Genomic DNA, 26,381 nt, shown 5'->3' on the forward strand with positions numbered 1-26,381 from the left:
ATAAGTATCCCCGTGTACGAGAGCGGTTTGGTTTCTGGCCGAAGAGCGACACGAGAAGCCGTCGATGGCTGGGTCCGCCCGGTTTGGTCCGGGCGGAGAAATCACGTCAGTCAATCGACCTTCACGGCGACCACCGCGGCGCAGTCGCCTGCCTTGACCAGTCCGGGGAAATGCCGTGCCGCCAGCATGCCCGACATTTTCGCCCGGATCTCCCGCGGAGCAACGCCGGTGCGGCCGGTGGAATGGATGCGGGCCAGTACCGCGCCTTCTTCGACAGGCTCACCAAGATCGACCATGGTTTCGATCATGCCGTCGTCCTCGGCAAAGCAGAAGCAATCTCCCGAGGGCATGTCCAGCCACTGGGTTTTGCCCGTCTCGACCGCCCCGGCGACGATACCGGCGTGACGCAACACGTTGAGGATGCCGCGCCGGGCGATCCGCACCGTTTCGGCTCGCGATGTGCCGCCGCCGCCGAGCTCGGTGGTAACGAAGACCTTGCCCATCTCTTCGGCCGCCGTGTCGTACATGCCGATCGCATCGATCTCGGTCATGCGCATCGAGAACGGCGCTGAGAATGCCGCCACCGCCGCAAAGGCTTTCTGCTCCTGTGCCTTGTCGGGCAAGGTGTGAGCAGCGCAAAACGGCACGAAATCCAGCGTCCTGCCACCGGAATGGAAGTCGAAGACGATGTCGGCGCGGGGAAGCAACTCGCGTTGGAAATAATCGGCGATCTTCTGCGTCACCGTACCGTCCGGCCGGCCGGGAAAGCTGCGGTTCATGTTGCCCTTGTCGATCGGCGAGGTGCGCGTGCCGGCCCGAAAAGCCGGATAGTTCATCGCCGGCACGATGATCACCGTGCCGCTGACCTGGCTGGGATCGAGCGTTCGGGCGAGTTCGTAGAGCGCCAGCGGCCCCTCATACTCGTCACCATGGTTGCCGCCGGTCAGCAGTGCCGCCGGCCCCTTGCCGTTGCGGATAACGCAGATCGGGATCATCACCGAGCCCCAGGCCGAGTCGTCGCGGCTATAGGGCAAGCGCAGGAAACCATGCTGGACGCCGTCGCGATCGAAATCGACGGTCGGCGCGATCGGCGACGGGCGATGACTGGACATCGGGCTCAATCCTTCACCACCAGCTTGCGCGGCACATTGGCCAGGCACTCCACACCGGTTTCGGTGATCAGGATGGACTCGGTGATCTCCAGCCCCATTGTCTCCAGCCAAAGGCCGGTCATGAAATGGAAGGTCATGCCGGGCTTGAGCTCGGTGCGGTCGCCGGGACGCAGGCTCATGGTGCGTTCGCCCCAGTCCGGCGGATAGGAAATACCGATCGGATAGCCGGTGCGGTTGTCCTTGACGATGCCGTATTTCTTCAGGACGGCAAAGAAGGCGTTGGCGATGTCCTCGCATGTGTTGCCCGGCCTGGCGGCGGCAAGACCTGCTTCCATGCCTTCCAGCGTCGCCTTCTCGGCATCGAGGAATTCCTGCGTCGGTTTGCCGAGGAAGACGGTGCGCGACAGCGGGCAGTGGTACCTGTTGTAGCAGCCGGCGATCTCGAAGAAGGTGCCCTCGCCCCGCTTCATCGGCTTGTCGTCCCAGGTCAGGTGCGGCGCCGAGGCGTCCGCGCCTGACGGCAGCAGTGGCACGATCGCGGGGTAGTCGCCGCCGATGCCGTCGACGCCGCGGGTGCCGGCATCGTAGATCTCGGCGACCAGATCGCATTTGCGCATGCCGACCTCGATCTTGTCGAAGATGCGATGGTGCATCGCCTCGACGATGCGGGCGGCCTTGCGCATATAGTCGATCTCGGTCGGGCTCTTCACCGCGCGCTGCCAGTTGACCAGCGCGGTGGCGTCGACGAAGCGGGCGTTGGGCAGATGCTTCTGCAAGGAGGCGAAGGCGGCGGCGGAGAACCAGTAATTGTCCATCTCGACACCGACGACAAGCTTGCCCCAGCCGCGATCGCTCAGCACGCTGGACAGGAAGTCCATCGGGTGGCGTTCTGTCGACTGCACATAGTGGTCGGCATAGCCGACGATGTTGTCATGCGCGAGATAAGCAGTGCGCTTGGCGCCGTTGGCGTCCTGGCCACGGCCATACCACACCGGCTCGCCCGACGGCGGCACGATGACCGCCTGATGCACATAGAAGGACCAGCCGTCATATCCAGTCAGCCAGGCCATGTTGGATGGATCGCTGATAACAAGGAGATCGACGCCTTTGGCTTCCATCGCCTTGCGCGTCTTGGCGAGGCGATCCGCGTATTCGCTTCGCGAGAATTTCAGGTTCGGCTGCATTTTGTTGGTCCTCGTTTGTTGGGCCTGGAACCCGCTTCAACTTCGTGAATCTGTCTCCAGGTATTGTTTTGTCGGAGCACGATCTGGTCGGAAAACCGGTTGCCACTTTTCCAGATCATGCTCCCGCGGCCAGGATCAGCTTTCGAAAATGGTTCCGGCATTGGCCGCCAGCGCGCGGTCGCGGGCGAGCGTGGCGATCGCAGTGTCCTGCACGCCGGTGCCGGTCAGGTCAGCGATGGTGATGTCGCTGGCCGAGCGCCTACCGTGTTTTTCGCCGGCGATGATCTGGCCAAGTTCGGTGACCTCGGCACCGGCTGCCATCACGCCGGCGGCGATGGCATGGTGCAGTTCGCCCAGCCGCTGCGTCTGCTTCGCGCTGTCGGCGACGTACAGATCGGCCATGCGCAGGATCGCCGGCGCGATCTCGTTCTTGTGCTCGGCGTCGGACCCCATGGCGGTGATGTGCTGGCCGGCCGAGACAAACCCGGCCTTGATCAGCGGCTCGGTCGACGGCGTGGTGGTGACGATGATGTCGGCGCCGGCGACAGCGTTGGCTGCGTCTGATACAGCGCCCACGTCGATGCTGAGCCTTTCGCGCAAGGCGGCCGCGGCCGTCTCCGCCTTGGCGGCATCGCGCGCCCAGATGCGGGCCCGCGTGATCGGCCGCACCAGCATCAGGGCTTGGAGCTGTAGCCCGGCCTGGACGCCGGCGCCGAAGATCGCGGCGACGGACGAGTCCTCTCGCGACAGGTGTTTGGCCGCGACGGCGCCGGCGGCGGCGGTGCGGACGTCGGTGAGATAGCCATTGTCGAGCAGCAAGGCGTCGACCACACCGGTCTTTGCCGAAAGCAGCACCATCATGCCGCCACCGCTTGGCAGACCGAGCTTTGGATTGTCGAAGAAGCCGGAACTGATCTTGACGGCGAAGCCGTCGATACCGGGTACATAGGCGGACTTCACGTCGACCTCGCCGCGATGCTCGGCGATGTCGAGGCGCAGGATCGGCGGCATGGCCACCGGCAATGTTGCCAGCGCGCGGAAAGCATTCTCGACGCAAGCGACGGCGTCGAGATCGAGCGTCACGATCGTGCGCAGTTCAGCTTCGGTGAGGATGGTCATCCTGCTCATGCGGCGCGCTCCGAAATCGATGGCATTTCCCCGCAGACGATCTTCCTGTGCAGTTCCATGTCGATGTTGCGGCCGGAAAGCAGAACCACCACCGGCCCCTCCGCCCTGACCTTGCCGGCGAGCAGCGCCGCGATGCCTACCGCACCTGCTCCTTCGACGATCTCGCGTTCCAGTTCATAGGCATGGCGAATGCCGGCGGCGATTTCGTCCTCACTGAGCAGGACGACATCGTCGAGCAGGTCTCGGCTCATGGCGAAGGTCAGCCGGTTGTCGAGGCCGATGCCCCCGCCGAGCGAATCCGCCAGCGTCGGCAGTTCCTCCACCAAGACGGGACGGCCCGCATCGAGGCTCGCCTTCATCGCGGCGCCGCGCGCCATCGACACGCCGACTATCTTTGTGCCGGGGCTAACGCCTTTGATTGCGGCCGCTACACCCGAGGCTAAGCCACCTCCGGAGAGTTGCACCAGCACCAGAGCGGCATCCGGGACCTGCTCGATCATCTCCAGCCCGAGCGTGCCTTGCCCGGCGATGATCGCGGGATGGTCGAAGGGCGGCAGCATGACAAGCCCCTCCTCCGCCACCAGCCGCTCCACCTCCTGCTGGGCATCGTCCTGGCTGTTGCCGACAATACGGACTTCCGCGCCGAGGCGGCGGATTTCGTCCAGCTTATTCTTGGGTACCAGCCGAGACATGCAGATCACCGCGCGCATGCCCTCGAGCTTCGCCGCGTGGGCGAGCGCGCGGCCATGATTGCCGGTCGATGCCGCGACGACGCCGCGCGCCTTCTCCTCGGCATCGAGCGATGCAACGGCGTTGGATGCACCGCGCAATTTGAAGCTGCCGGTGGTCTGGCGATGCTCGAGCTTGAGATGAACAGGCACGCCCAGTCGTTCGGAAAGACTCGCCGAAAGCACGATCGATGTGCGCTCGACCTTGCCGGCAATTCGCTCGCGCGCGTCAAGGATATCGCCAAGGGTCACTGTCGCCATGGTCGTCAGCCGCGCGGCAAGGGCAGCGTCATCAGACTGCCAAATTCAGGATGGGCCGTCTCATCGCCGCAAAGGCGCAGACAATTCCAGGCGGTCGCCTGGTTGCTGGTCACCACCGGGCGGCCGATCGCCTGTTCCATGCCGGTGACCGCGAGCGCACCGCGCAGCGCCGTGCAGGACACGAACAGCGCATCGGCCTGCGGATGCATTGCCTGGCGCGCCAGATCGACAAGGGCCGCTGGGGCAATGCGCGCCATCTCGCGATCGTCCTCGAAGCCGAGACAGGTAAAGCCTAGGATTTCGAAGCCGCGTTCGGCGAAATAGGTCGCCATCGGCCTGGCGGTTTCCATGGTGTAGGGCGTGAGGATGCTGATCCGGCGCACGCCGAACGCGTTCAGCCCGCGCACGCCGGCCATTGTTGGCGTGACGACGGGCACGGCTGGCTTGGCGGCCTGGATCGCTGTCTCGATCTCGGCATCGCCAATCACCACCGAGGCCGATGTGCAGGAATAGCAGACGGCGTCGAGCGGCTCGTCAGGCAGGATCAAGGCCGCGCCCGCCGTCAGCGCCGGCTGCATCTTGCGCAAGTTCTCAGGCGTCGTCGGATTGGCATAGGGGATGCGCGCGACATAGACGCCGATCCGTTCGCTCGCCACCATGCGGCGAAAATCCGGCTCGGTCGTATGGTCGGTGGCCAGGATGATGAGGCCAACGCGCCGCTCCAGCGGACGCTCATCGAGCGCTGGCCGGTTGGGCACAAGCTTGATCTGGGGCAAAGGCTTCATCTTTTATCTTTCGATCTTGCCGTAACGGCGTTCCAGCCAGCGCAGCAGCACGACCGAGATCAGGCTGATGGCGAGGAAGAAGGCGCCGACAAGCGTGATCGGCTCGAGGTAGCGATAATAGGTGTTGGCGACGCTTTTTGCCTGGTTCATCAGTTCCAGCACGGTGATCGCCGAGAGCAGCGGCGTCTCCTTGAACATGGCGATGAAGTAGTTGGCCAATGCCGGGATCATCGGCGGAATGGCCTGCGGGATGATGATGTGGGACCAGGTCTGCCGGGCGCTGAGATTGCACGCCTTGGCGGCTTCCCACTGGCCACGCGGCACATTGTCGATGCCGGCGCGGTAGACCTCCGCCGTGTAGGTGCCGTAATGCAGCCCGAGCCCGATGACGCCGGCGACCAGCGGCGGCAGCAGGATGCCGATGTCGGGCAGCACATAGAAGATGAAATAGAGCTGCACCAGGAGCGGTGTGCCGCGGATGAATTCGGCCACCCAGCCGACAGTGCGCGACACCGCCTTGTTGGGCGAGCGGCGCGCCAGCGCGATGCCCAAGCCGACGATCGCCGCCAGCACCGAACCGAGCAACGTCGCCAGGATGGTGATCTTCACCCCCTGGATTAACGTCGGCAGGATCTGCCGGACAAAATCCCAATCCCAATCCATCAGCGGACCCAATTCATCAGGAATGCGCTGGCCATCAGACGCGCACTCCGTCGAGGCCGCGCGCCATGCGGCGTTCCAGCGAGCGCACACCCCACGAGATGAGCAAGGCCAGGATGAAATAGATGACGAGAATGGTGGTGAATGGCACCATAGTGTTGCCGGTCTGGGCGCGCACCACCTGCGCCTGGAAGGTCAGGTCGGCGAGCGAGATCAGCGAGACGACCGATGTCGCCTTGAGCAGCTCGATCGCATTGTTGCCGAAGGTCGGCAGCATCACCAGAAACGCTTGCGGCAGGATGACATGGCGCATGCCTTGCCAGCGGCCCAGATTGAGCGCGATGCAGGCCTCATGCTGTTCGCCGCCGATCGATTGCACGGCGCCGCGCACCACCTCCGCGGCATAGGCGCCGACATTCAAGCCCAGCGCCAAGACGCCGGCCTGCAGCGGGGTCAGCTCGAAACCCACCAGCGGCAACACGAAATAGGCGAAAAACAGCTGCACGAAGATCGAGGTGCCACGGAAGAATTCGATATAGGCCGTTGCCAGGGCCCGCAGCACGAAGAAGCGCGATAGGCGCCCCATGCCAGCAAGAAAGGCCATGATCAGGGCAAGCACCGACCCCATCAGCGTCAGTTCGATGGTGACAAGCGCTCCCTGCAATATCAGGCCGAAATAGCCGGACCACTGGGTCATCTGGGTTCCAACGTTGGCGGTTAGCTTCCTTCTCCCCGTTGAACGGGAAGAAGATGCCGGCAGGCAGATGAGGGGCAGTGCCAGCGTAAGCAAAGCTTGTGCTGCCCCTCATCCGGCCCTTCGGGCCACCTTCTCCCCGTTCACGGGGAGAAGGAAAAAGGAAGCGCTACTTCGCGGCGCAGAGCTTGTCGCGTGTGGTCGACATCGCCGCCGCCGCGGAGAAACCGTAGGGCTCGATGATCTTGGCGAACTCGCCCGACTTCTTCATCTTGGCGAGTTCGACGTCGAAGGCGTCGCGCATCGCCTCGTCGCCCTTCTTGAAGGCGGCGCCGTCGCAATAGACCGGCGCACCCTGCACCGGGGCGATGACTTCGAGGTTCGGATCGGCGGCCTTCTTCATCAGATCATTGATCGAGAGCACGGGCAGCGAGTAGGCGTCGATGCGGCCGTCCTGCACCATCTTCAGCCCGCTCTGGCCATCCGGCACGACGATGACACGTTCACGCGGCACGCCGGCGTTGAGCGCCAGCTTCTCCTCGGTGCCGCCGCCCGGCGCGCCGATCGTGGCGGACGTGTCCTTGGCGACATCCTCGTAGCTCTTGAAGCCTTTCGGATTGCCCTTCTTCACCAGCATCGCCTCGGCGTCGCACAGGACCGGTTCGGAATAGGCGACCGCAGCGCAACGCTCCGGCTTCATGAACAGGCCGGCGGTGACGACGTCGAAGCGGCCGGCCTGCAGGCCGGGGATCATCGCGCCATACTCAGAGATCGAGGCGACGATATCGGCCACTCCGAGACGCTTGAAAATCTCGCGCGCCACGTCGGGCGCCGCGCCCGAAACCTTGCCGTCAGCGGCGACCGCCGTATAAGGCGGCTCGTTGGCGATGGCGACGCGGGCGAACCCTTGAGCCTTCAGCTGTTCGAGCTTCTTGTCCGCGGCCGAGCCTACGCTCGATGTCGCGAGCACCGCCGCAATTGCAAGGCCGGCGACGCCAGCCAAAATGCCAAGTTTCTTCATTGTTCCCAACTCCTTGTTTCTCTTCTTGGTTTGCCTGTGGGCGGTTCGCACGCCCGCATGGCGGTCAGACACGGTGTCCGGCCGCGATGATCTTCTTCAGGAACCCTTGCGTGCGTTCCTGCTTGGGATTGCGGAAAATCTCGTCGGGCTTGCCTTCCTCGACTATTCGGCCACGATCGAAGAACAGCACCCGGTCGGCGAAGTCGTGGGCGAAACCCATCTCGTGGGTGACCAGCAGCATGGTCATGTCGGTCTCGGCGCAGAGCCGCCACAAGACGTTGAGCACTTCCTCGACCAATTCCGGGTCGAGCGCCGATGTCACCTCGTCGAACAGCATGATCTTCGGCTGCAAAGCGAGCGCGCGGGCGATCGCCACGCGCTGTTTCTGGCCGCCTGATAGCTGCGCCGGCATCGCCTTGGCCTTGTCGGCCATGCCGACCATGTCGAGCAGTTCCATCGCGCGTTTTTCGGCAGCGGCGCGCGGTGTGCCCTTGGTCAGCATCGGCGCCAGCGTCACATTGTCGATGACGCTCTTGTGCGGAAACAGGTTGAACAGCTGGAAGACCATGCCGGTCTTCTGGCGCATTTTTGCCAGATGCCGCTCGTCGGCCGGCAGCAGCTGGCCGTTGCGCTCCATGTGGTAGAGCTGCTCGCCGTCGATCTGGATGTGGCCGCCGTCGATGCGCTCCAGCGTCATCAGGATGCGCAGGATCGTGGTCTTGCCCGAGCCAGAGGGGCCGATCAGCGCCAGCTTCTCGCGCGGCATGACCTGCATGGACAAGCCGTCCAGCACCTTGAAGGCGCCGAAGCTCTTCGAGATGGCGTCGACCTTGATGATGGGGGCGGTTGCGGACAAATGAATTTCCCCGTGCTGGAGAAGCTTGGTGCCCCTTAACGATGGGGAACACGCCAAATCATGTCAATTGGTAAAATAATATCATGACAATTATTCTGATTGCGCACATTTTCCGGTCAATCACAGCTGGCTTTTTGGGCATGCCGTTGCCCCAGAACCACCTGGCGATAGTGGGTGGCGTGTTCAGATTGCGAGCAGCAGATGCTCCGGATCGCCAAGCAAGAGCTTGGTGACAACGCCGAGACCGGCGCGCAGTTCCCCTTCGGTGGTCGAACCCAGCGAGATGCGCACTGCCGGATGCCAGGGCGCATCCGATATGCGGAACGAGGTGCCCGGCGCTATGGCCACGCCTTGCAACCGGGCCTGGGCGACAAAGCTCTCCTCGAAACGGTCAGCCGGCAGTTGCAGCCAGATATGCAATCCGTCGCGACGGGCACGGTAGTCGACGCCGGCCAGTACCTCGCCAGCGATATCCTGCCGGCGACGCAACGCCGCGCGCTGCCAGCGCACCAGATCCATCGCGGTGCCGTCGGTTACCCATTTGGTGGCGATCTCGGCCACCATTGGTGTCGCCATCCAGTTCGAGACGAGATGCCGGTTGGCGACGGCCGCAACGTAACGGTCGGGCGCGGCGAGATAACCTATGCGCAGGCCGGGCACGGTGATCTTGGTGAAGGAGGTGACGTAGAGCGTCCGCTCCGGCGCGAAAGCAGCGACCGGCGGCGGTCGATCCTCGACCAGGGGACCGAGCACATCGTTCTCGATGATGGCGATGTCATGCTTGCGCGCCACCGCCGCGATCTGCTCACGGCGCGCCGCATCCATGAGCGTTGCGGTCGGGTTGATCACCGAAGGCTGCACGAATACGGCGCGGATATCGGACAGCCGGCAGGCCTCGTCCAGCGCTTCCGGAATCAGGCCGTTTTCGTCGATCGGCAGGCCTTCGAGGTTGAAACCGAGATAGCGGGCGAGCGGCACCAGCGTGTGATGGCCTATCGCCTCGGTGGCAACGGTGGAGCCCGGTGGCGCGACGCTCATCAGCGCCACCGTCATGCCGGCGGTGGCGCCATTGGTCAGGCTGATGTTCTGCGCGGAGGCTTCGAGGCCGCACAGTTTCAGCCATTCGACCGCCACGGCGCGGTGGCGCGGGAACACCATGTTTGGCCGGAACGACAGTGCCGAACTCGACGGCAGGTTTTCGGCAAGCCAGCCCAGCGCCTGCTTCATCCGCTCCAGATGCATCGGCTCGCAGACCGGTTTCAGGATCGAGAGGTCGATGACCTCACCGAGGCGCTCGGGCAGATAGGGCGGGTCCGGCTCGCGGCGCTGTGTCTGGACGAAGCTGCCGCGCCCGATCTCGCCCGAAATCAGGCCGCGGCGGATCAATTCCTCATAGGCCCGGCTGACCGTTTGCACCGAGAGCTTGAGATCGTCCGCCAGCCGGCGATGCGTCGGCAGCCTCGCGCCATTGGCCAGGCGTCCGTCATGGATGGCGCGCGCGAACTGGTCGGCCAATGATTGATAGGCTGGCCGGCGGATAAGCGCGGGATCGGGTTGCCACAATGTCATGACTTATTAGAGATCGAAATCAGTGCAATTGACAATCGAAATAATGCGCCCTCATGGTACGATGGACGAAAAAGTGAGCGCTGATGACTGCTGCGAAACTCGACCCGATCGATCTCAAAATCCTCGACGCCATCCAGCGTGACGGACGCATCACCAAGCTGGCGCTGGCCGAGCAGGTCGGGCTGTCGCCGACGCCGTGCTGGATGCGGCTGCGCAAGCTGGAAAAAGCCGGCATCGTCTCGGGCTATCACGCCCGCATCGCCATGCGCGTCGTGGCGCCTGTCGCCACAGTGCTGATGGAGGTGACGCTGGCCAGCCACCGTCAGGCCGATTTCGACCGCTTCGAGCGCGTCATCCGCGATATCCCCGAGATCGTCGCCTGCTGGTCGGTGGGTGGCGGCGTTGACTATGTGCTGAAGGTGATGGCGCGCGACATCGACGCCTATCAGCGGCTGGTCGACGGCTTGCTCGATCGCGAGATCGGCATCGACCGCTACTTCACCTACATCGTCATCAAGACGGTGAAGGATGATATCGCTCTGCCCATTGCGGACCTGTTGCCGGCATCGGCATAGCGCCGGAGAAACGGGCTGCCCTCACGGCGCAATAGAGAGATTCTCTCTCTGATCAGGCGCCCAAACAGCCTCTCTGTCTGCCGGTGAAGGATAGTCTCCTCGCATCAAACCGACCGGGAGGCTTCGACCATGTCCGCGCATTTCGCCCGCTCGCATCGCCACGAAGCGCTCGACCGGCTCGCCGACCGCCGGCTGCTGCGCGAACTCGCTTACGTCGACGGCCATTGGACGGCGAGCGATGCGGCCGAGAGTTTCGAGGTCACCGATCCGGCGACCGGCACCACCGTCGCCTTCGTCGCAGCACTCGACAGCCGTCAGACGACAAAGGCCATCGACGCCGCGGCGCGCGCCTTTCCGGCCTGGCGGACGCTGTTGCCGCAGGAGCGCTCGAAAATCCTGCGAAAATGGTTCGAGCTGATCATCGCCGCCAAGGCTGATCTGGCTCTGCTGATGACGCTTGAGCAGGGCAAGCCGCTCAAAGAGTCGCTCGGCGAAATCGACTACGCCGCCTCCTTCATCGAATGGTATGCCGAGGAAGCGAAGCGCCTCAACGCCGAGAGCGTCACCAGCCATCTGCCGAACGCGGAAATGATGGTGCGGCGCGAACCGCTCGGTGTCGTCGGCGTGGTCACGCCGTGGAATTTTCCGTCGGCCATGTTGACCCGCAAGGCGGCGGCGGCGCTTGCCGCCGGCTGCACCATCGTCGCGCATCCCTCCTCGGAGACGCCACTTTCGGCGCTGGCGCTGGCCGAACTCGGCGAGCGCGCCGGGTTGCCGGCCGGCGTCTTCAACATCGTCACAGGCAAGGCCGCGACGATCGTTGGACGCATGTGCGAAGATCCGCGCGTGCGGGCCATGAGTTTTACGGGCTCGACCGAGATCGGCCGGCTGATCGCCGCGCAAAGTGCGCCGACGATGAAGCGGCTGGTCATGGAACTCGGCGGCCACGCGCCGCTGATCGTCTTTGCCGATGCCGATATCGACAAAGCGGTGACCATTGCCGTCGACGCCAAATTCGCCACATCAGGCCAGGATTGCCTGGCCGCCAACCGCATCTATGTCCAGCGTCCGCTCTACGACCGCTTCTGCGCCGCATTTGCCAAGCGCATAGACGCGCTGCGGACCGGCAATGGCCTCGGCGATGACATCGACATCGGGCCGCTAATGCATGAGCGTGCTGTCAAGAAGGTCGAAGAGCAGGTCGCTGACGCCATGGCTCTTGGCGCGCGCTGCCTTGCCGGCTGCAAGCGGCATCAGGCCGGGCCGCTGTTCTACCAGCCGACACTGCTCGCCGACGTCGCCGACGAAGCGCTGATCATGCGCGAGGAGACCTTTGGTCCGGTCGCCGCCGTCACATCCTTCGACGACGAGGACGAGGTGATCGCCCGCGCCAATGCGACCGAATATGGCCTCGTCGCCTATGTCGTGACCGAGAATGGCGCGCGCCAGCAGCGTATGGGCCGCGCGCTCGACTATGGCATGGTCGCCATCAACCGTGTGAAGATCACCGGCGCGCCGATCCCCTTCGGCGGCGTCAAGCAGTCCGGCATCGGCCGCGAAGGCTCGCGCCACGGCTTGGAGGCCTTCACTGATCTCAAATATCTATGCCTCGACGTGGCGTAGGCCACACTGGAATTTTCAAGGAGTAAAAAAAAATGCTCGACCAGTCCAACGAACTCGCCGCCTGGGATCGCGACCATTTCTTCCATCCCTCGACCCATATGGGCACGCACGCTCGCGGTGAATCGCCGACAAGGATCATGGCCGGCGGCGAAGGCGTCACCGTCTGGGACAACAACGGCAGGAAGAGCATCGATGCCTTCGCCGGCCTCTATTGCGTCAATGTCGGCTATGGCCGCCAGAAGATCGCTGACGCCATCGCCACGCAGGCAAAGAACCTCGCCTATTACCACGCCTATGTCGGGCACGGCACCGAGGCCTCGATCACATTGGCGAAGATGATCATCGACCGCGCGCCGAAGGGCATGTCGAGGGTCTATTTCGGCCTGTCCGGTTCGGATGCCAACGAAACCAACATCAAGCTGATCTGGTACTACAACAATGTGCTGGGCCGGCCGGAGAAGAAGAAGATCATCTCGCGCTGGCGCGGCTATCACGGCTCGGGCGTGATGACGGGATCGCTGACGGGGCTGGACCTCTTCCACAATGCCTTCGACCTGCCCCGCGCGCCGATCCTGCACACCGAGGCGCCCTATTATTTCCGCCGCGCCGACCGCTCGATGAGCGAGGAACAGTTCTCGCAGCATTGCGCCGACAAGCTGGAGGAGATGATCCTCGCCGAAGGGCCTGAAACCGTCGCCGCCTTCATCGGCGAGCCAATCCTCGGCACTGGCGGCATCGTGCCGCCGCCTGCCGGCTATTGGGAGAAAATCCAGGCGGTGCTGAAAAAGTACGACGTGCTGCTGGTCGCCGACGAAGTGGTGACGGGCTTCGGCCGGTTGGGCACCATGTTCGGCTCCGACCATTACGGCATCAAGCCCGACCTGATCACCATCGCCAAGGGCCTGACCTCGGCCTACGCGCCGCTGTCGGGCGTCATCGTCGCCGACAAGATGTGGCAGGTTCTGGTGCAGGGTTCCGACAAGCTCGGCTCGCTTGGCCATGGCTGGACCTATTCGGCGCATCCGATCTGCGTCGCAGCCGGCGTCGCCAATCTCGAGCTAATCGATGAGATGGACCTGGTGCGGAATGCCGGCGAGACCGGCGCTTATTTCCGTGCCGAACTGGCCAAGGCCGTCGGCGGCCACAAACACGTCGGCGAGGTGCGCGGCGACGGTATGCTGGCGGCGGTGGAATTCGTCAGGGATCGCGACGACCGTGTCTTCTTCGATCCTTCGCTCAAGATCGGACCGCAGGTCGCCACGGCCCTTGCCGCCAGCGGCGTCATCGGCCGCGCCATGCCGCAGGGCGACATACTTGGCTTCGCGCCGCCGCTGTGCCTGACCCGCGAGGAGGCCGACATCGTGGTGGCCAAGACCGCCGATGCCGTGAACAGCGTATTCGCCAATCTCTGAGACCGACCCATGAATGCCATGACCAAAACCCTCCCCGCCACCATGGCCGCCGTGCTGCTCACCGGGCATGGCGGACCTGAAAAACTCGTCTACCGCACCGATGTCAAAGTGCCTGCCCCCGCTTCAGGTGAAGTGCTCATAAGGGTCAGCGCTTGCGGGATGAACAACACCGATGTCTGGGTGCGCCAGGGCGCCTATGGTACCGAGGAGGATGCGGGCGCGGTGTCGACCTGGCGAAGGCAGGGCAATACGCTGACCTTCCCGCGCATCCAGGGCACCGACACTGTCGGCACCATCGCCGCCGTCGGCGAAGGTGTATCACCGGACCGTATCGGCGAACGGGTGATGGTCGATTTCTCCATCTACAACCGCGACGACGATTCACTCGCCGATATCGACTATATGGGCCACGGCCGCGATGGCGGTTACGCCGAGTATCAGGCCGTGCCGGCCGAGAATGCGCATGTCGTCGACACAACGCTGAGCGATGTCGAACTCGCCACTTTCTGCTGCGCCTACCTCACCGGCGAACAGATGCTGGAACGCGCCGGCCTGAGAGCCGGCGAGCGTGTGCTGGTCACCGGCGCCTCCGGCGGCGTCGGCTCCGGCATCGTGCAACTGGCCCGCGCACGCGGCGCCATTCCCTATGCCGTCGTCGGCAAGGGCAAGGAACAGGCCGTGCTCGGCATCGGTGCCGAGGCTGTCATCACCCGCGGCGTCGCGGACCTGCCGCAAGCCGTGGCCGAGGTGACCGGCGGCCAGCCGATCGACGTCGTGGCCGACCTGGTCGGCGGCGCGATCTTCAACGACCTGCTGCGTATCTTGAGGCCCGAGGGCCGCTACACCACCGCCGGCGCGATCGCCGGACCTGTGGTGCAGCTCGACCTGCGCACCATGTATCTGAAACAGCTGCAGCTGCATGGCTCCAGCCAGGGCACGCGCGCCGACTTCCGCCGCATCGTGCGCTACATCGAGGGGGGCAAGATCAGACCGTTGGTCGGTGGCGTCTACAAGCTCTCCGATTTCCACCACGCGCAGGCCGATTTCGTCGCAAAGGATTTTGTCGGCAAGCTGGTGGTGGTGCCGGACGCTGTCGCGGAGCGATCGGCGTAATCGCAAAATCCTGGTCCCTTCGCCTGCCTTCTCATCGCTGCCATAATGGGAATGGCTTGCAGTCCAGCCGGCATGCCGCCACAAATGGTGACGCCCGCCGCGCCGCTGGTCCGGGCCTCTGGTCACGGGATACAGGCGAGACATGACAGCCCGAATGATACTGCTCGACGCCAAGCCGCTTGGCGCGGCTGACGTCGCCGAGATCTCGCGGCGCAATGCGCGGCTGATGCTGGGCGAGGAGGCGATGCGGCGCATCCGGGCGAGCCGCGCGCTGATCGAGCACCTCACCGGGCTCGGCAAGCCGATGTACGGCGTCACGACAGGCCTCGGCGCCTGTGTCGACACGCCGCTCGCGCAGGCCGATCTCATCGCCTTCCAGCACAGCGTGCCCCTCAGCCACAGCATGGGCATCGGCCCGGGCCTTCCGACCGAGGCGGTGCGCGCGCTGATGACCGCGCGCATTTCGGGCATGGCCGCCGGCGGCACCGGCACTTCCGAACGCGTGGTCATGGGCCTCGTGGCGGCGCTCAACGCCGGCGTCCATCCGGTGATCCCCACCTGGGGATCGATCGGCGCGGCGGACCTTGCTCATCTCGGCCACATGGCGCGAGCGCTGCGCGGCGACGGCGAGACGGAGTTCCAGGGCAGGATAATGCCCTCCGCCGAGGCACTTGCATTGGCCGGGCTCGAACCACTCGACCTGCGCGAGAAGGACGGCCACGCCATCATCGTCGCCAACAGCCTGTCGACCGGCACGGCATGCCTGTGTCTCGAGGATGTCGCCCATCTCATCGATTGGGCGCTGGCCGCGGTGGCGCTCAACTATGAGGCGTTCCGTTCTTCGCTGACCGCGATCGACGAGGATGCCCTGGCCGCGCGGCCGGCCTTCGGCCAGCGCGAGATCGGCGCACGGCTGCGCGCGGAACTCGCCGGAAGCGGCCTGTGGAAGGACAGAGCGGCGCGGCGGCTGCAAGATCCGCTCAGCTATCGCTGTGTGCCGCAAGTCTGGGGCGGCCTGCTCAACGCGTTCGAACAGGCGAAGCTGGCGACGGAGATCGAACTCACCCATTCCGGCGACAACCCGGTGATCCTGCCCGAAGACGAACGCGTCGTCTCGAACGGCAATTTCGACCTCACCGCGATGACGCTGGCCTGGGAGCAACTCGGCCAGGCGCTCGCGCATTGCGCGGTTGGCACCGCCAACCGCTGCATGAAGCTGATGTCGCCGACAATTGCCGAGCTGCCGCGCTTCCTGTCGGCCAGGGGCGGCAGTCGCCAGGGCTACGCGGAACTGCAGAAGCCGCTCGCCGCGCTGGAAGCCGAGATCCGGCATCTGGCCAACCCGATGTCGCTCAGCCCGCTGGCCGTTTCGGACGGCATCGAGGACCAGTCGTCGATGGCGCCGCGTGTGGTGGCCAAGACAGCCGAAATCATCGAGCGCCTGCGCTATCTCGTTGCGATGGAACTGATCTTCGCGGCGACGGGCGTGGAGTTGCGCGGCGTCGTCGACAGCATGGGCGAAGGACCCCAGCGCACCTTTGCTGCGGTGCGTGCGCTCGTCAGCCCGCTCGACGACGATCGTGAGATGAGCGCCGACATGACGCGGGTCGCCCGTATGGTGGCCGGTCCCCGGGACTGAGAACTCCGGACTATTTCTGAAAAGGTCCCCTCAGATTGAGGTTCTCGGCCAGAAGGCAGAAGCGGTCGATCAACCGGACAAGCTCGTCGCCCTGTTCGACGACAATCGCGCCTCGCTCGGCAGGCGGGGTATCGGAGAGAGCCTTCCACAGACGGCCTTGCCGATCGCAGAGATCCGCCAATTCGGCGCAGTCGCTGGAGGTTAGTTTCAAAAGGTGGTCCGCCGTCACAGGTCCAATGCCTGGAGGCGTGGTGGTGCCAAGGGAAAGGTAGCCTTGCGGCATTGTGCCTTTCGCATTCGTTACCGATTTGCGGCAGATGACGTCGAATATCTGGTCGACAGCCTGCTTGGCGCCTGCGACGCGCGACGGGTGGTCCGTATCGGCGGCAGCGTGCGGCAGGAGCTCAAGCCTGGCGCCATGCTTCTCGACGAGGCCGAGATAAGGCAGCATCGGCCCGGACAGGCGGCCGGTCGAGGCATCCCTGAACAGGTCGGCATCGATGGCGGCGTGGCGTAGCCGGCCTGTATTCAGAGCTTCATCAAGAGCCCCGACATCGACAAGCTCGCCGCGATCGTAGTTGACCAGCACCGCGCCCTTGTTCATGCGGGACAAGACGTCCGCGCCAATGAGCCCGGCATTGGCGTAGCGGCCGGTCTGCGCATCCTGCTTGCCCAGGCCAACGTGAACGCTGAGCACATCGGCGCCTCCGGCCGCCTCGACAAGGTCCGCGGCAAAGGCAAAGCCCTCGGCTTCTATCCATTCGCGGTGCCGTGGCCGCGCGTGGATCACCACGCGCATGCCGAAGGCGCGAGCCAGCTTGGCCACTTCGCGACCGATATTGCCGTAGCCGATGATCGTGATGGTCTTGCCTTCGAGCTTTTCGGTGCGGAAATCGCGCAGCTCCCTGCCGGTGTCGAAGGCGCCCCGCGCGACACGCCCGTGAAGCGTGTCGACCGGGAGATCCGGCAGCACTTTCAGGATCGCCTTCATCACCATCTGCGCCGTGGCGCGGCTGTTGATGCCTGGCGTGTTCATCAGCACCGCAGTGCCGCCCTCGCCACTGCCGCCACCCCACGAGCGCGAGCCCATATTGCCGGTGCCGGCGCCGATGCGCACGCCGGCCAGCGGAAAGACGGTTTCGGCGGGCAAGAAGGTCGCGGCGGCTATGACGGCATCATAGCGTCCGTCGCCGGCGGCTTCGATCAGCTCTTCGCGAGTGCTGAGATCCGGCTGGTAGAAGAAATGAACGCGCCCGCGTTCGACAGCGGCCTTGTCGCCAAGTCCGGCCGCATGAAAGCGGCCGCCCTTGGCTTCGATATGGGCCCGCACCTCCGTAGGGTCCGGTTTTCCGTCAGCGTCGAAGCGCAGGCCGATCAGATCGCAGACCAGGACGGCGTAGGCGCGTTGCGGATCGATCGCCTCAACGGCGTGTGTGTCTGTGGTCGCGGTCACGTCGTTCCCCTCATGCAGGACGGAAGGCCTGCTGGTGGAGCAGGCGCTGAACACTCAGAACCTATCCGCCCGGAACGGCGTGAGATCGATCACCGGCGGCAGACCAGCAGCGAGTTGCGACACGATCTTGCCGGTGACCGCGCCGCCGATCAGGCCCTGATGGCCATGGCCGAGAAGGCACGCGGCACCCCTTTCAGGTACAGTGCGATGTCGCCATTGGCCCCTTGTACGGGCAAGCCGGACGCGCGTAAAATCCAGCTATCTGATTGAGTCTGCTACATTCGTTCGGGCTAATGTCCGGATCGGTCTGGGTATTTTCCTTGCACACGGATGCAACCAGCGCGGCCAGGCGCGGCAAATCATTTGCCCATGTGGCGGAAGCCTCCTGGGGCAAGGGCCTCAGCACCTTGCTGCGCATCGTGCGCATGACGCTGCGCCATCCCTGGCAGGTTGCCATCACCCTCGTCTCGACCTTTATCGCTGCGACGCTGCAGCTCTTCATTCCGCGCCTCCTTGGGCGCGCCATCGATCAGGCGCAAGGCGTGATGGCCGCGGGGGCCGGCACCGCGGCCGAGCAGGCGCTCTGGAATACGGCCCTGACACTGCTGGCCGTCAGCATCCTGCGCGGCCTCTTCACCATGGCGCAGAACTACTATGGCGAGGCCGTCGGCCATCAGACCGGCTATGAGCTGCGGCTCGCCTTCTACGAGAAGATCCAGCGGCTCAGCTTTTCCTTCCACGACAAGGTCCATACCGGCGATCTCATCACACTCGGACTGCTCGACCTCGACGGCGTGCGCATGTTCTTTTCCACCGGCATCCTGCGCGTGGTGCTGCTCGGCGTGCTGATCGGCGTCGGCGCCTATCTGTTGATCAGCACCGATCTCGTGCTCGGGTTGTTGAGCCTCAGCTTCGTGCCGTTCGTCGCCTGGCGCTCCTCGGTGACGCAACTCCGACTGCGCAGCACCTGGCTGACGCTGCAGGAGCGGCTGTCCGTGCTGAGCCGGGTGATGGATGAGAATCTCGGCGGCATCCGTGTCGTGCGCGCCTTCGCGGCGCAGCGGCATGAGCTGGCAAAATTCGACCGCGCCAAGCAGGATGCGCTGGAACTCGCCAATGAGCGCGTCGACATCCGCGTCTCGAACACCAGCGCCATGAACTTTTCCTTCCTGGCCGCCATGGGCCTGGTTCTCTGGTTCGGCGGCCAGAAGGTGATCGCGGGGCAGATCAGCGTCGGCACACTGGCCCAGTTTCTCACCTTCATGACCATATTGCAGATGCCGGTGCGCCAGCTCGGCCTGATGGTCAACTCCTTCGCGCGCGCCTCGACCTGTGGCACCCGGCTGTTCGAACTACTCGATGCCGAACTCGACATCAAGGACGCGCCCGACGCCAGGGAGCTCGTCATCACCGACGGCGTACTGCGCTTCGACAATGTCGGTTTCCGCTATGAGGGCGCGGGCGAGCGTCCGACGCTTTCGGGCGTTTCGTTCGAAGCCAGGCCGGGCGAGACCGTCGGTATCGTCGGCCCGCCCGGCAGCGGCAAGTCGACCATCGCGCATCTGATCCCGCGCTTCTACGACGTGACGTCGGGCGCGATCACCATAGACGGACAGGACATCCGCAAGGTCACGCTGCAGTCGCTGCGCAAGGCGGTCGGCGTCGTCCAGCAGGACGCGTTCCTGTTCACCACCTCGATCGAGAACAACATCGCCTATGGCAATCCCTGGGCGCGCGAGACCCGCATCGGCCAGGCCGCCGAGTATGCCCAGCTGCACAACTATATCATCGGCCTTCCAGCCGGCTACACCACGGTCGTCGGCGAACGTGGCGCGTCGCTTTCCGGCGGCCAGCGGCAGCGCCTGACCATAGCGCGCAGCCTGATGTTGCGGCCATCGGTGCTGGTCTTCGACGATTCCACGGCCGCCGTCGACGCCGGCACCGAGCAGCGTATACGAGCGGCGATGAAGCGCTTCGCCCGGGATCGCGTGACGCTGATCATCTCGCATCGGCTGAGTTCGCTGATGCATGCCGACCAGATCCTGTTCGTCGAGGGCGGGCGGATCGTGGAACGCGGCACGCATGAGGAATTGCTGGCGCTCGGCGGACGCTACCGCGCGCTTTACGACCTGCAGCTACGGCCGGACGACGATCGGCTCGAGGGAGCCGCCTGATGTCGACGCAGGACGACGACGAGAAGGAAGACACAAGCGGACGCCCGACCAAGGCGGTCGTCGGCTCGCACCGCGATGAGGAAGAGGTCTTCGGCAAGGCCTACGACCCGCGCATCGTCAGGCGCATCTGGAGCTTCGTCAGACCGTATCAGGGCCGGATTTTCATCTCGGTCGCCGCCGTGCTGGTGTTCACGCTGACACAGCTGGCGATCCCGCTGGTCATCCGCTACGCCATCGATCACGGCATGGCGCCAGGCAGGCTCGACCGCTCGGTGATGATCTCCGCGATCGCCGCCTTCACCGTGATCATCCTCATCAACTATGCCGCCAGCCATGTACAGGAAAGCGTCGTCGGCAAGGTGGCGGAGAACGTGCTGTCCGACTTGCGCCGCGCCATGTTCAGCCACCTGCAGCGCGTCTCGCTGAGTTTCATGGACAAGACCGAGGTCGGCAGGCTGATGTCGCGCCTGCAGGGCGACGTCAATTCGATGCAGGAGTTCCTCGAAACATCCGTCATGTCAGTAGGCGATATCGTGCTTCTTTTCGGCATCGTCACCGTCCTGCTCTGGCTCGATTTCCGGCTTGGCCTGCTGACGCTGTCGACCATGCCGATGCTGTTCATCGTGCGCCTGTTCTGGCTGCCGCGGGCCAAGGTCGCCTTCATGGCCGCGCACGAAACCAACTCGATCGCCAACGGCGCGCTTGCCGAAGGCATCCACGGCGTGCGTACGGTGCAGAGCCTGGAGCGCCAGCATGTCAATTTCGACCTTTACGACGAAAAGGTGATGGCCAATCTCAACGCCCATCTGCGGTCGGCGAAATATGCACAGGTGATGGTGCCGATCGTCGACACGCTGACCGGCATCGCCATGGCGACCGTCATCGTCGTCGGCGGGTCGATGGTGCTGTCGCACAGTCTCGATATCGGCGTGATGGTGGCGTTCCTGTTCTACATCCAGCGCTTCTTCGATCCGATCCGCTCGCTCACCATGCAGTACAGCGTCATGCAGCGGGCCATGGCTTCGGGCCAGCGCATCTCCGAAGTGCTCGACGTGCCCGTCGACGTCAGCGACAAGGACGGCGCCATCGCGCTGTCGCGCAACATGGATGGTTCGGTCGAGTTCAGGAACGTCACCTTCGGCTACCGTCAAAATCAGCCGGTGTTGAAGAACATCTCCTTCCGCGTCAATCCGGGCGAGACAGTCGCGCTTGTCGGCCCGACCGGATCGGGCAAGTCGAGCTCGATGGCGCTGGTGCACCGCTTCTACGATGTCTGGTCGGGCGAGGTCCTGGTCGGCGGCCATGACGTGCGCGACCTGACGCAGGATTCGTTGGGCGACCAGGTGGCCATGGTGCTGCAGGAGCCGTTCCTGTTCTCCGGCACGGTGCTGGAGAACATCCGCTATCACAGGACCGGCGCCAGCCGCGAAGAGGTGGTGCGCGCAGCAGTTGCCGTCGGCGCGCACGACTTCATCGAAGACCTGCCCGACGGCTACGACACCGAACTCGAGCAGCGCGGCGGCAATCTCTCGCTCGGCCAGCGCCAGCTGATCAGTTTTGCGCGCGCGCTGGTGGCCGATGCCAAAATCCTTGTGCTCGACGAGGCCACCGCCAGCATCGATTCCTACACCGAGATGCTGATCCAGAAGGCGCTGATCAAACTGCTCGAAGGGCGTACCGGGCTGGTCATCGCGCATCGCCTGGCCACCATCCGCGGCGCAGACCGCATCATCGTCCTGCAGAATGGCGAGATCGTCGAAAGCGGCAACCATGAGCAGCTCATGAAGACGAAAGGTCTCTACGCCCGCCTCTACAACATGAACTACGCTTCCTTCGACGACATTTCCGACGAAGAGATGGGAATGGATGCGGCGGCCGGCAAGGCGACGTGAGCCGGTGCTGGCGGATTCGAACGAAAGATTGCTTCGATGTCCTTCCCGAGAAGACGCGACTGTCGCGGATGCCGCCGTCACCAAGGCACCACCTATGCCGCGTCACCGCCGTCATAATGGCCACACGCACGCCGCGAACCGCGAACACGGACACCGTTGGATCGGTAGCGGTTGGATCGGCGACAACGCCAATGCGCCGGCGAAGGTTGCCGGCACTACGCCATTTCGGGACGTCTTGAGGCCTCGCGGATCGCCTTGTGCACGCCGCGCTGCAAATCCATGAAAGCCGGGGTTTCCATCACCTCTTCGCGGCGCGGGCGCTCGATGTCGACGTTGAAGGTCTGCATGATGCGTCCCGGGCCGATCCCCATGACGACGATGCGGTCCGACAGATAGACGGCCTCCTCGACGTCATGCGTGACGAACAGCACGGTGAGACGATGCTCTTCCCAGATCTGGGTCAGGAGTTCCTGCATCTGGTGCCGCGTCAAGGCATCGAGCGCGCCGAAGGGCTCATCCATCAGCAGCATTTTGGGGCGATAGGAGAGCGCGCGGGCGATGGCGACGCGCTGCTTCATGCCGCCCGAAAGTTCGGACGGGAAGCGATCGGCGCTTTGGGACAGCTTGACGAGGTCGAGATGCTCGAGCGCGATCTCGCGGCAGGCGGAGCGATCATAGCCGGCGGCCTTGAGGGCAAACTCGATGTTCTGCCGCGCCGTCAGCCAGGGAAGCAGCGTGTAGGACTGGAAGACGACACCACGGTCGAGACCCGGTTGCACGATCGGCGCGCCATCGATGCTGAGATCGCCGGCGTCAAAATCCTGCAGTCCGGCGACGATCGACAGCAACGTGCTCTTGCCGCATCCCGACGTGCCGACGAGGGAGACGAACTCGTTGTCGGCAAGGTCTAGATTGATGTCCCGCAGCACTTCCGTGCGCCGCTCGCCGGCGCCGAAGCTCTTGTCGAGACCCGCAATGCGCAATTTGGGAACAGTCATCGGCGGTTCCTCATTGCGAGTGGCCATCCTGCCGGAACAGCACCTTCTCCAATGCCTTCATGACCTGGTCGGTGATGAGGCCAAGCACGCCCAGGAGCAGGATGTAGCCGATGATGGTGTTGGTCTGGAAATAGCGCTGCGATACGGTGATGCGATAGCCCAGACCGGATGTCGCCGCGACGAGTTCGGCCAGAACCAGCCATGTCCATGCCCAGCCGAGGCTGATGCGCAGCGTGTCCCAGATGCCCGGCAAGGCGCTGGGCACGACGATGCGCGTCAGGATCTTGCGGTCCGGCAGGCCGAGCGTGCGCCCGAGGCCGATGAAGTCGGCGGGGACCCGTTTCACATTGTCCATGATCATCAGCACCTGCTGGAAGAAGGTGCCGATGAAGATGATCAGGAATTTCTGGGTATCGCCGGTGCCGGCCCACAGGATGGAGAGCGGTACGAAAGCGACAACCGGCATATAGCGGATGAAATCCACCAGCGGCTCGATCGCAGCCTCCCAGGAGCGGAAACTGCCGATCAGCACGCCGATCGGGATGGACAGTGCCGAGGCGAGAAGAAAGCCGATGGAAATGCGGTACATGGAGGCCCGGAGGTCCAGCCACAAGGTGCCGTCGGCCGCGAGCTTGGCGATCTGGGTCGCGACGCTGCCCGGCGACGGCAGGAAGATGGGTTTTACCCATTCCAGCCCGGTCGCCGCCCACCAGGCGAGGCCGAGGCCGACAAAGACGGCCACCGCTATCGCCAGGAAACGTGACCGGGCGATCGGCACGCCGATCCCGGAGGATCGGCGACGCGTGGCCTTCTTCGTGACTGGCTTCGCTGCGGAACGGGCCAGATCGGTTTTCGCGGTGGGTTCTCCCGACATCTGCGTTACCACCGCGATCCGGCCTTCGTCATTCCGCCGCCTTGACGAAGGACGGGTCGATCATCTGCTCCGGCGTCACATCGGCCTGAAGCAGCTTGGCGTTCTTCGCCGCCGCTTCGACATCGGCGAATGTCTTGGTGGTAAAATCGCCGGTGAGCGCCGTCTTGTTTTCGGCCAGGGAATAGTAGCGCACGCCGTCAAAGGCGGTGTTGAGGTCCTTGACGTCGGAACCGACCGCCTTGGCGATGATGGCGCGACCGCCTGATGTATCGGCATTGTAGTCCTTGAGCGCGGCGTCCCAGCTCTTGATCATGGCCAGCACCTGGCCGGGCCGCGACTTGATCACTTCGTCGCGCACCACCAGCACGTCGCTGATCAGGCCGGGATCCTCGCCGGCGGTGAACAACAGCTTGACGTCCTTGTTCTGCGCCATGGCGACGGTGAGATAGGGTTCATAGGTGACCGCGACCGGCACCTGACCCGCGATCAGCGCGCCGCCGGCATCGGACGCCGGCATCGGAACGGCCTTCACATCGTCGATCGACATGCCGTTCTTGGCGAGCGCGTATTTGAGTAGGATGTCGCTCGTCGTGCCTTCCTCGAAGGCGACTTGCTTGCCCTTGAGATCGGCGATGGAGGTGACGTCCTTGCCGGCGACGATGGCGTCTGCCGTCATGGAGACATCGAGCAGCAGCACGATCTTCACCGGCAGGCCGGCCGCAACCATGCCCATCGCCGTGTGGGTGGCGATGTTGGCGGCGTCGAGCTGGCCGCTGGCCAGTGCGGCGTTGATATCCTTGTCCTCGGCGAAATTGACGATCTGGACATCCGACAGACCGTTCGTCTTGAACAGGCCCTTGGCGTCGGCGACGTGCCACTGGCCATAGCCAAGCCAGGGCTCGATGCCGATCTTGAACGATCCGGCCTCGGGCGTCGTGGGAATGGCCGCATCGGCGGCATGGGCTGTCGGGGCGGCGGTGAGCCCGACGGCAACGGCCATCACCAACGCGCGAAATTGTCCTGCTAGGTTAAGCGTCATCTTTCGTTCCCCTTGGTGATCAGACCGCTTTTTTACCCAGGCATCCGGTCTGGTGAGACTGCGGGTTCTGCTCTTGCGGCACTGTGCCTCGGCGTCTTGCCCGCCACTTCGTGGTTGAAGTGCTGGCACATTTCAGCGTCAGCGGAAGCGGATGTCAAGGCTAAAATACATACATGCATATACAAGTTGAAGTGACTCAAATTTTGCGTTGATCCGGCGCGTCCCCTGCCTGACTACGCATGCTTTTCAGGATCGATCCGATCGAGAAAACCGGTCATCCGGTCGGTTCCGCCATCGGGCTCGCTGCCGACCATGACCGCGACCGAAAACCCGATGAGAGACGAGACCGGCGTGTGGCTGCGCGCGCCGGCCCGCAGGTTCATCACCAGGGTCGGCGACAGGAACAGCCCAGAGCGCAGCACCGTTCGCCAATCCGCCGGCAGCATGCCGCGACGCTTGAGTTCCAGCAGCAAGGGCCGCCACAGCTCCATCGCCTTCACCTCCAGAAGGTCGCGGCGGATCGGGCTCAAATCCCAGTCCGTGTCGACATACAGAAAGTCGCCATCCAGCCGCGCCCGCGCTTGAAAAGCCTGGGTCGCCATGGCCGGATCGTAGAGCCAGAAGGGATGGGCGAAGATGTTGTGGAACGTCGCCTTCACCTCGGCCAGCAGCGTCGGGATGTGCGAGCCGGCAAAGGCCGGATCGAAGAAGGACAGTTCCGCCCGTCCCGCCGTCTCCACGTACCAGACATTGGCATTGTGGGCGTCGCCATGCGCGACCACGCCGCCGGCATCGGCAAGCCGGTCCGGCCGCAGGCGCTCCGCGGCGGCGTCGAAGAGCTCGCCGATGCTGCTGATGTAGCGCTGCCCGTTGATGACGAATTTCAGCCGGGAAAACCGATCCCAATCCAGTTCCGCGCCGGGAAAGACAAACGACTTGCCGACGTAGAAATCGGCCAGGCGGCCACCTGGCGACAAACGCGTATCGGCGTCGATCAGCCGCTCATGAAACAACCGGTGGATCGGCTCGGCCGACACCTGCGCGACGGTCACCGGATGCAGCGTTTCGAGATAGACATCGAGCAGCCTGGCGGACAGGTCACGCTCGGCAAGAACCGCCTCGCGCCGCCTGCCGGCATCGTCCTTGGTGTCCAGCGCGAACAGCACATCCGAAAATCGAGGATCCACGCGGCGGCTATAGACAAGGATCTGCTCGCCGGGCTGGGCGGACATATGCACGGGCTGGTCGACCGGCAAGCCGGCGCGCGACAGGATTTCGGCCCGGTAATACTCGCCGGCCATCGCCTCTTCCCGTTCTTCCTGATGGAATTTGAAGAAATACGGTTGGCCGTCACTGTCAAAGAAGCCATTCAGGGAGTTGAGGCTGTATTTGTCGACATTGATGCGGACGTTGCCGGGGTTCATCCCGAACAAGTCGGCCAGCAACGCAGTCAGCGCGCGTTGCGCTTCGGCCACATCATGCTGCGCGAGAGCCCGTATCCGGGCCGTGCGGCTCGGTGTCGCCGTCATCCCCAGACTCCGCAAGCCCGTGCGTCCACCAGCCGAAGCACTCTTATCGATACATGTATATA

22 protein-coding genes are annotated in these 26,381 nt (G+C 64.1%); 7 read left to right on the forward strand and 15 right to left on the reverse strand.

Annotated elements, in window-relative coordinates; all coding sequences use genetic code 11:
* Positions 1-110: 110 nt before the first annotated feature.
* The 10 genes from doeB to EN850_RS17550 all read right to left on the reverse strand — a co-directional run bounded on the left by doeB (position 111) and on the right by EN850_RS17550 (position 9,998).
* Positions 111-1,112, reverse strand: a complete 1,002-nt coding sequence (gene doeB, locus EN850_RS17505) for a N(2)-acetyl-L-2,4-diaminobutanoate deacetylase DoeB (protein WP_136091874.1) — start codon at positions 1,110-1,112, stop codon at positions 111-113.
* A 5-nt stretch (positions 1,113-1,117) separates the two neighbouring features.
* Positions 1,118-2,296, reverse strand: a complete 1,179-nt coding sequence (gene doeA, locus EN850_RS17510) for an ectoine hydrolase DoeA (protein ID WP_136091875.1) — start codon at positions 2,294-2,296, stop codon at positions 1,118-1,120.
* Between the two features lie 135 nt (positions 2,297-2,431).
* Positions 2,432-3,424 (reverse strand): ectoine utilization protein EutC, encoded by a 993-nt coding sequence (eutC, locus tag EN850_RS17515; RefSeq protein ID WP_136091876.1) that lies wholly within the window; start codon positions 3,422-3,424, stop codon positions 2,432-2,434.
* The gene (gene eutB, locus EN850_RS17520; protein WP_136091877.1) at positions 3,421-4,413 is read right to left on the reverse strand and encodes a hydroxyectoine utilization dehydratase EutB; all 993 of its coding nucleotides are present in this window, start codon (positions 4,411-4,413) and stop codon (positions 3,421-3,423) included. Before eutB ends, eutC begins: the two co-directional genes overlap by 4 nt.
* A 5-nt stretch (positions 4,414-4,418) precedes the next feature.
* Positions 4,419-5,198, reverse strand: coding sequence for an ectoine utilization protein EutA (gene eutA, locus EN850_RS17525; RefSeq protein WP_136091878.1), 780 nt, complete (start codon positions 5,196-5,198; stop codon positions 4,419-4,421).
* Positions 5,199-5,201: 3 nt separating this feature from the next.
* Positions 5,202-5,861 carry an ectoine/hydroxyectoine ABC transporter permease subunit EhuD gene (gene ehuD / locus EN850_RS17530; protein WP_127870505.1) on the reverse strand — a complete coding sequence of 220 codons (660 nt, stop codon included), beginning with the start codon at positions 5,859-5,861 and terminating at the stop codon, positions 5,202-5,204.
* 34 nt (positions 5,862-5,895) lie between these two features.
* The gene (gene ehuC / locus EN850_RS17535) at positions 5,896-6,555 is read right to left on the reverse strand and encodes an ectoine/hydroxyectoine ABC transporter permease subunit EhuC (protein ID WP_127870504.1); all 660 of its coding nucleotides are present in this window, start codon (positions 6,553-6,555) and stop codon (positions 5,896-5,898) included.
* Between the two features lie 166 nt (positions 6,556-6,721).
* Entirely contained in the window at positions 6,722-7,573 is an 852-nt protein-coding gene (gene ehuB, locus EN850_RS17540; protein WP_135916082.1) for an ectoine/hydroxyectoine ABC transporter substrate-binding protein EhuB, read from the reverse strand.
* Positions 7,574-7,637: 64 nt separating this feature from the next.
* Entirely contained in the window at positions 7,638-8,429 is a 792-nt protein-coding gene (ehuA, locus tag EN850_RS17545) for an ectoine/hydroxyectoine ABC transporter ATP-binding protein EhuA (RefSeq protein ID WP_127279510.1), read from the reverse strand.
* Between the two features lie 183 nt (positions 8,430-8,612).
* Positions 8,613-9,998 (reverse strand): PLP-dependent aminotransferase family protein, encoded by a 1,386-nt coding sequence (locus EN850_RS17550; RefSeq protein WP_136091879.1) that lies wholly within the window; start codon positions 9,996-9,998, stop codon positions 8,613-8,615.
* Positions 9,999-10,081: 83 nt separating this feature from the next.
* On the opposite strand from EN850_RS17550, the gene EN850_RS17555 reads away from it, so the two are divergent.
* The 5 genes from EN850_RS17555 to hutH all read left to right on the forward strand — a co-directional run bounded on the left by EN850_RS17555 (position 10,082) and on the right by hutH (position 16,360).
* Positions 10,082-10,573, forward strand: coding sequence for an Lrp/AsnC family transcriptional regulator (locus EN850_RS17555; RefSeq protein WP_127870501.1), 492 nt, complete (start codon positions 10,082-10,084; stop codon positions 10,571-10,573).
* Between the two features lie 129 nt (positions 10,574-10,702).
* Positions 10,703-12,196, forward strand: a complete 1,494-nt coding sequence (locus EN850_RS17560; protein ID WP_136091880.1) for an NAD-dependent succinate-semialdehyde dehydrogenase — start codon at positions 10,703-10,705, stop codon at positions 12,194-12,196.
* Positions 12,197-12,228: 32 nt separating this feature from the next.
* Positions 12,229-13,608 carry an aspartate aminotransferase family protein gene (locus EN850_RS17565; protein WP_127870499.1) on the forward strand — a complete coding sequence of 460 codons (1,380 nt, stop codon included), beginning with the start codon at positions 12,229-12,231 and terminating at the stop codon, positions 13,606-13,608.
* 9 nt (positions 13,609-13,617) lie between these two features.
* Positions 13,618-14,721 (forward strand): alcohol dehydrogenase family protein, encoded by a 1,104-nt coding sequence (locus EN850_RS17570; protein ID WP_136091881.1) that lies wholly within the window; start codon positions 13,618-13,620, stop codon positions 14,719-14,721.
* A gap of 142 nt (positions 14,722-14,863) precedes the next feature.
* Positions 14,864-16,360 (forward strand): histidine ammonia-lyase, encoded by a 1,497-nt coding sequence (gene hutH, locus EN850_RS17575; protein ID WP_136091882.1) that lies wholly within the window; start codon positions 14,864-14,866, stop codon positions 16,358-16,360.
* Positions 16,361-16,370: 10 nt separating this feature from the next.
* On the opposite strand, the gene EN850_RS17580 is transcribed toward hutH, so the two are convergent.
* Positions 16,371-17,813 carry a 2-hydroxyacid dehydrogenase gene (locus tag EN850_RS17580; RefSeq protein ID WP_136091883.1) on the reverse strand — a complete coding sequence of 481 codons (1,443 nt, stop codon included), beginning with the start codon at positions 17,811-17,813 and terminating at the stop codon, positions 16,371-16,373.
* Between the two features lie 320 nt (positions 17,814-18,133).
* On the opposite strand from EN850_RS17580, the gene EN850_RS17585 reads away from it, so the two are divergent.
* Both EN850_RS17585 and EN850_RS17590 read left to right on the forward strand, forming a co-directional pair.
* On the forward strand, positions 18,134-19,987 hold the full coding sequence (locus EN850_RS17585; protein ID WP_135865017.1) for an ABC transporter ATP-binding protein: 1,854 nt from the start codon (positions 18,134-18,136) through the stop codon (positions 19,985-19,987).
* The gene (locus tag EN850_RS17590) at positions 19,987-21,879 is read left to right on the forward strand and encodes an ABC transporter ATP-binding protein (protein ID WP_136091884.1); all 1,893 of its coding nucleotides are present in this window, start codon (positions 19,987-19,989) and stop codon (positions 21,877-21,879) included. The genes EN850_RS17585 and EN850_RS17590 overlap by 1 nt, the downstream gene beginning before the upstream one ends.
* Positions 21,880-22,094: 215 nt before the next feature.
* Here EN850_RS17590 and EN850_RS17595 read toward each other — a convergent pair whose 3' ends face one another.
* From EN850_RS17595 to EN850_RS17610, 4 genes are all read right to left on the reverse strand, one after another.
* Complete coding sequence (locus EN850_RS17595) at positions 22,095-22,877, reverse strand: ABC transporter ATP-binding protein (protein WP_136091885.1); 783 nt, start codon at positions 22,875-22,877, stop codon at positions 22,095-22,097.
* 10 nt (positions 22,878-22,887) lie between these two features.
* Positions 22,888-23,751: an ABC transporter permease gene (locus EN850_RS17600; RefSeq protein WP_127276161.1), complete on the reverse strand. Its 864-nt coding sequence runs from the start codon at positions 23,749-23,751 to the stop codon at positions 22,888-22,890.
* A 28-nt stretch (positions 23,752-23,779) separates the two neighbouring features.
* A complete protein-coding gene (locus tag EN850_RS17605; protein ID WP_127276159.1) occupies positions 23,780-24,790 on the reverse strand; it encodes an ABC transporter substrate-binding protein in 1,011 nt (336 codons plus the stop codon).
* A 233-nt stretch (positions 24,791-25,023) separates the two neighbouring features.
* Positions 25,024-26,319 carry a hypothetical protein gene (locus EN850_RS17610; protein WP_189591134.1) on the reverse strand — a complete coding sequence of 432 codons (1,296 nt, stop codon included), beginning with the start codon at positions 26,317-26,319 and terminating at the stop codon, positions 25,024-25,026.
* Positions 26,320-26,381 lie beyond the last annotated feature (62 nt).

It is taken from the genome of Mesorhizobium sp. M8A.F.Ca.ET.207.01.1.1, from assembly GCF_004794715.1.
Classification (GTDB): domain Bacteria; phylum Pseudomonadota; class Alphaproteobacteria; order Rhizobiales; family Rhizobiaceae; genus Mesorhizobium.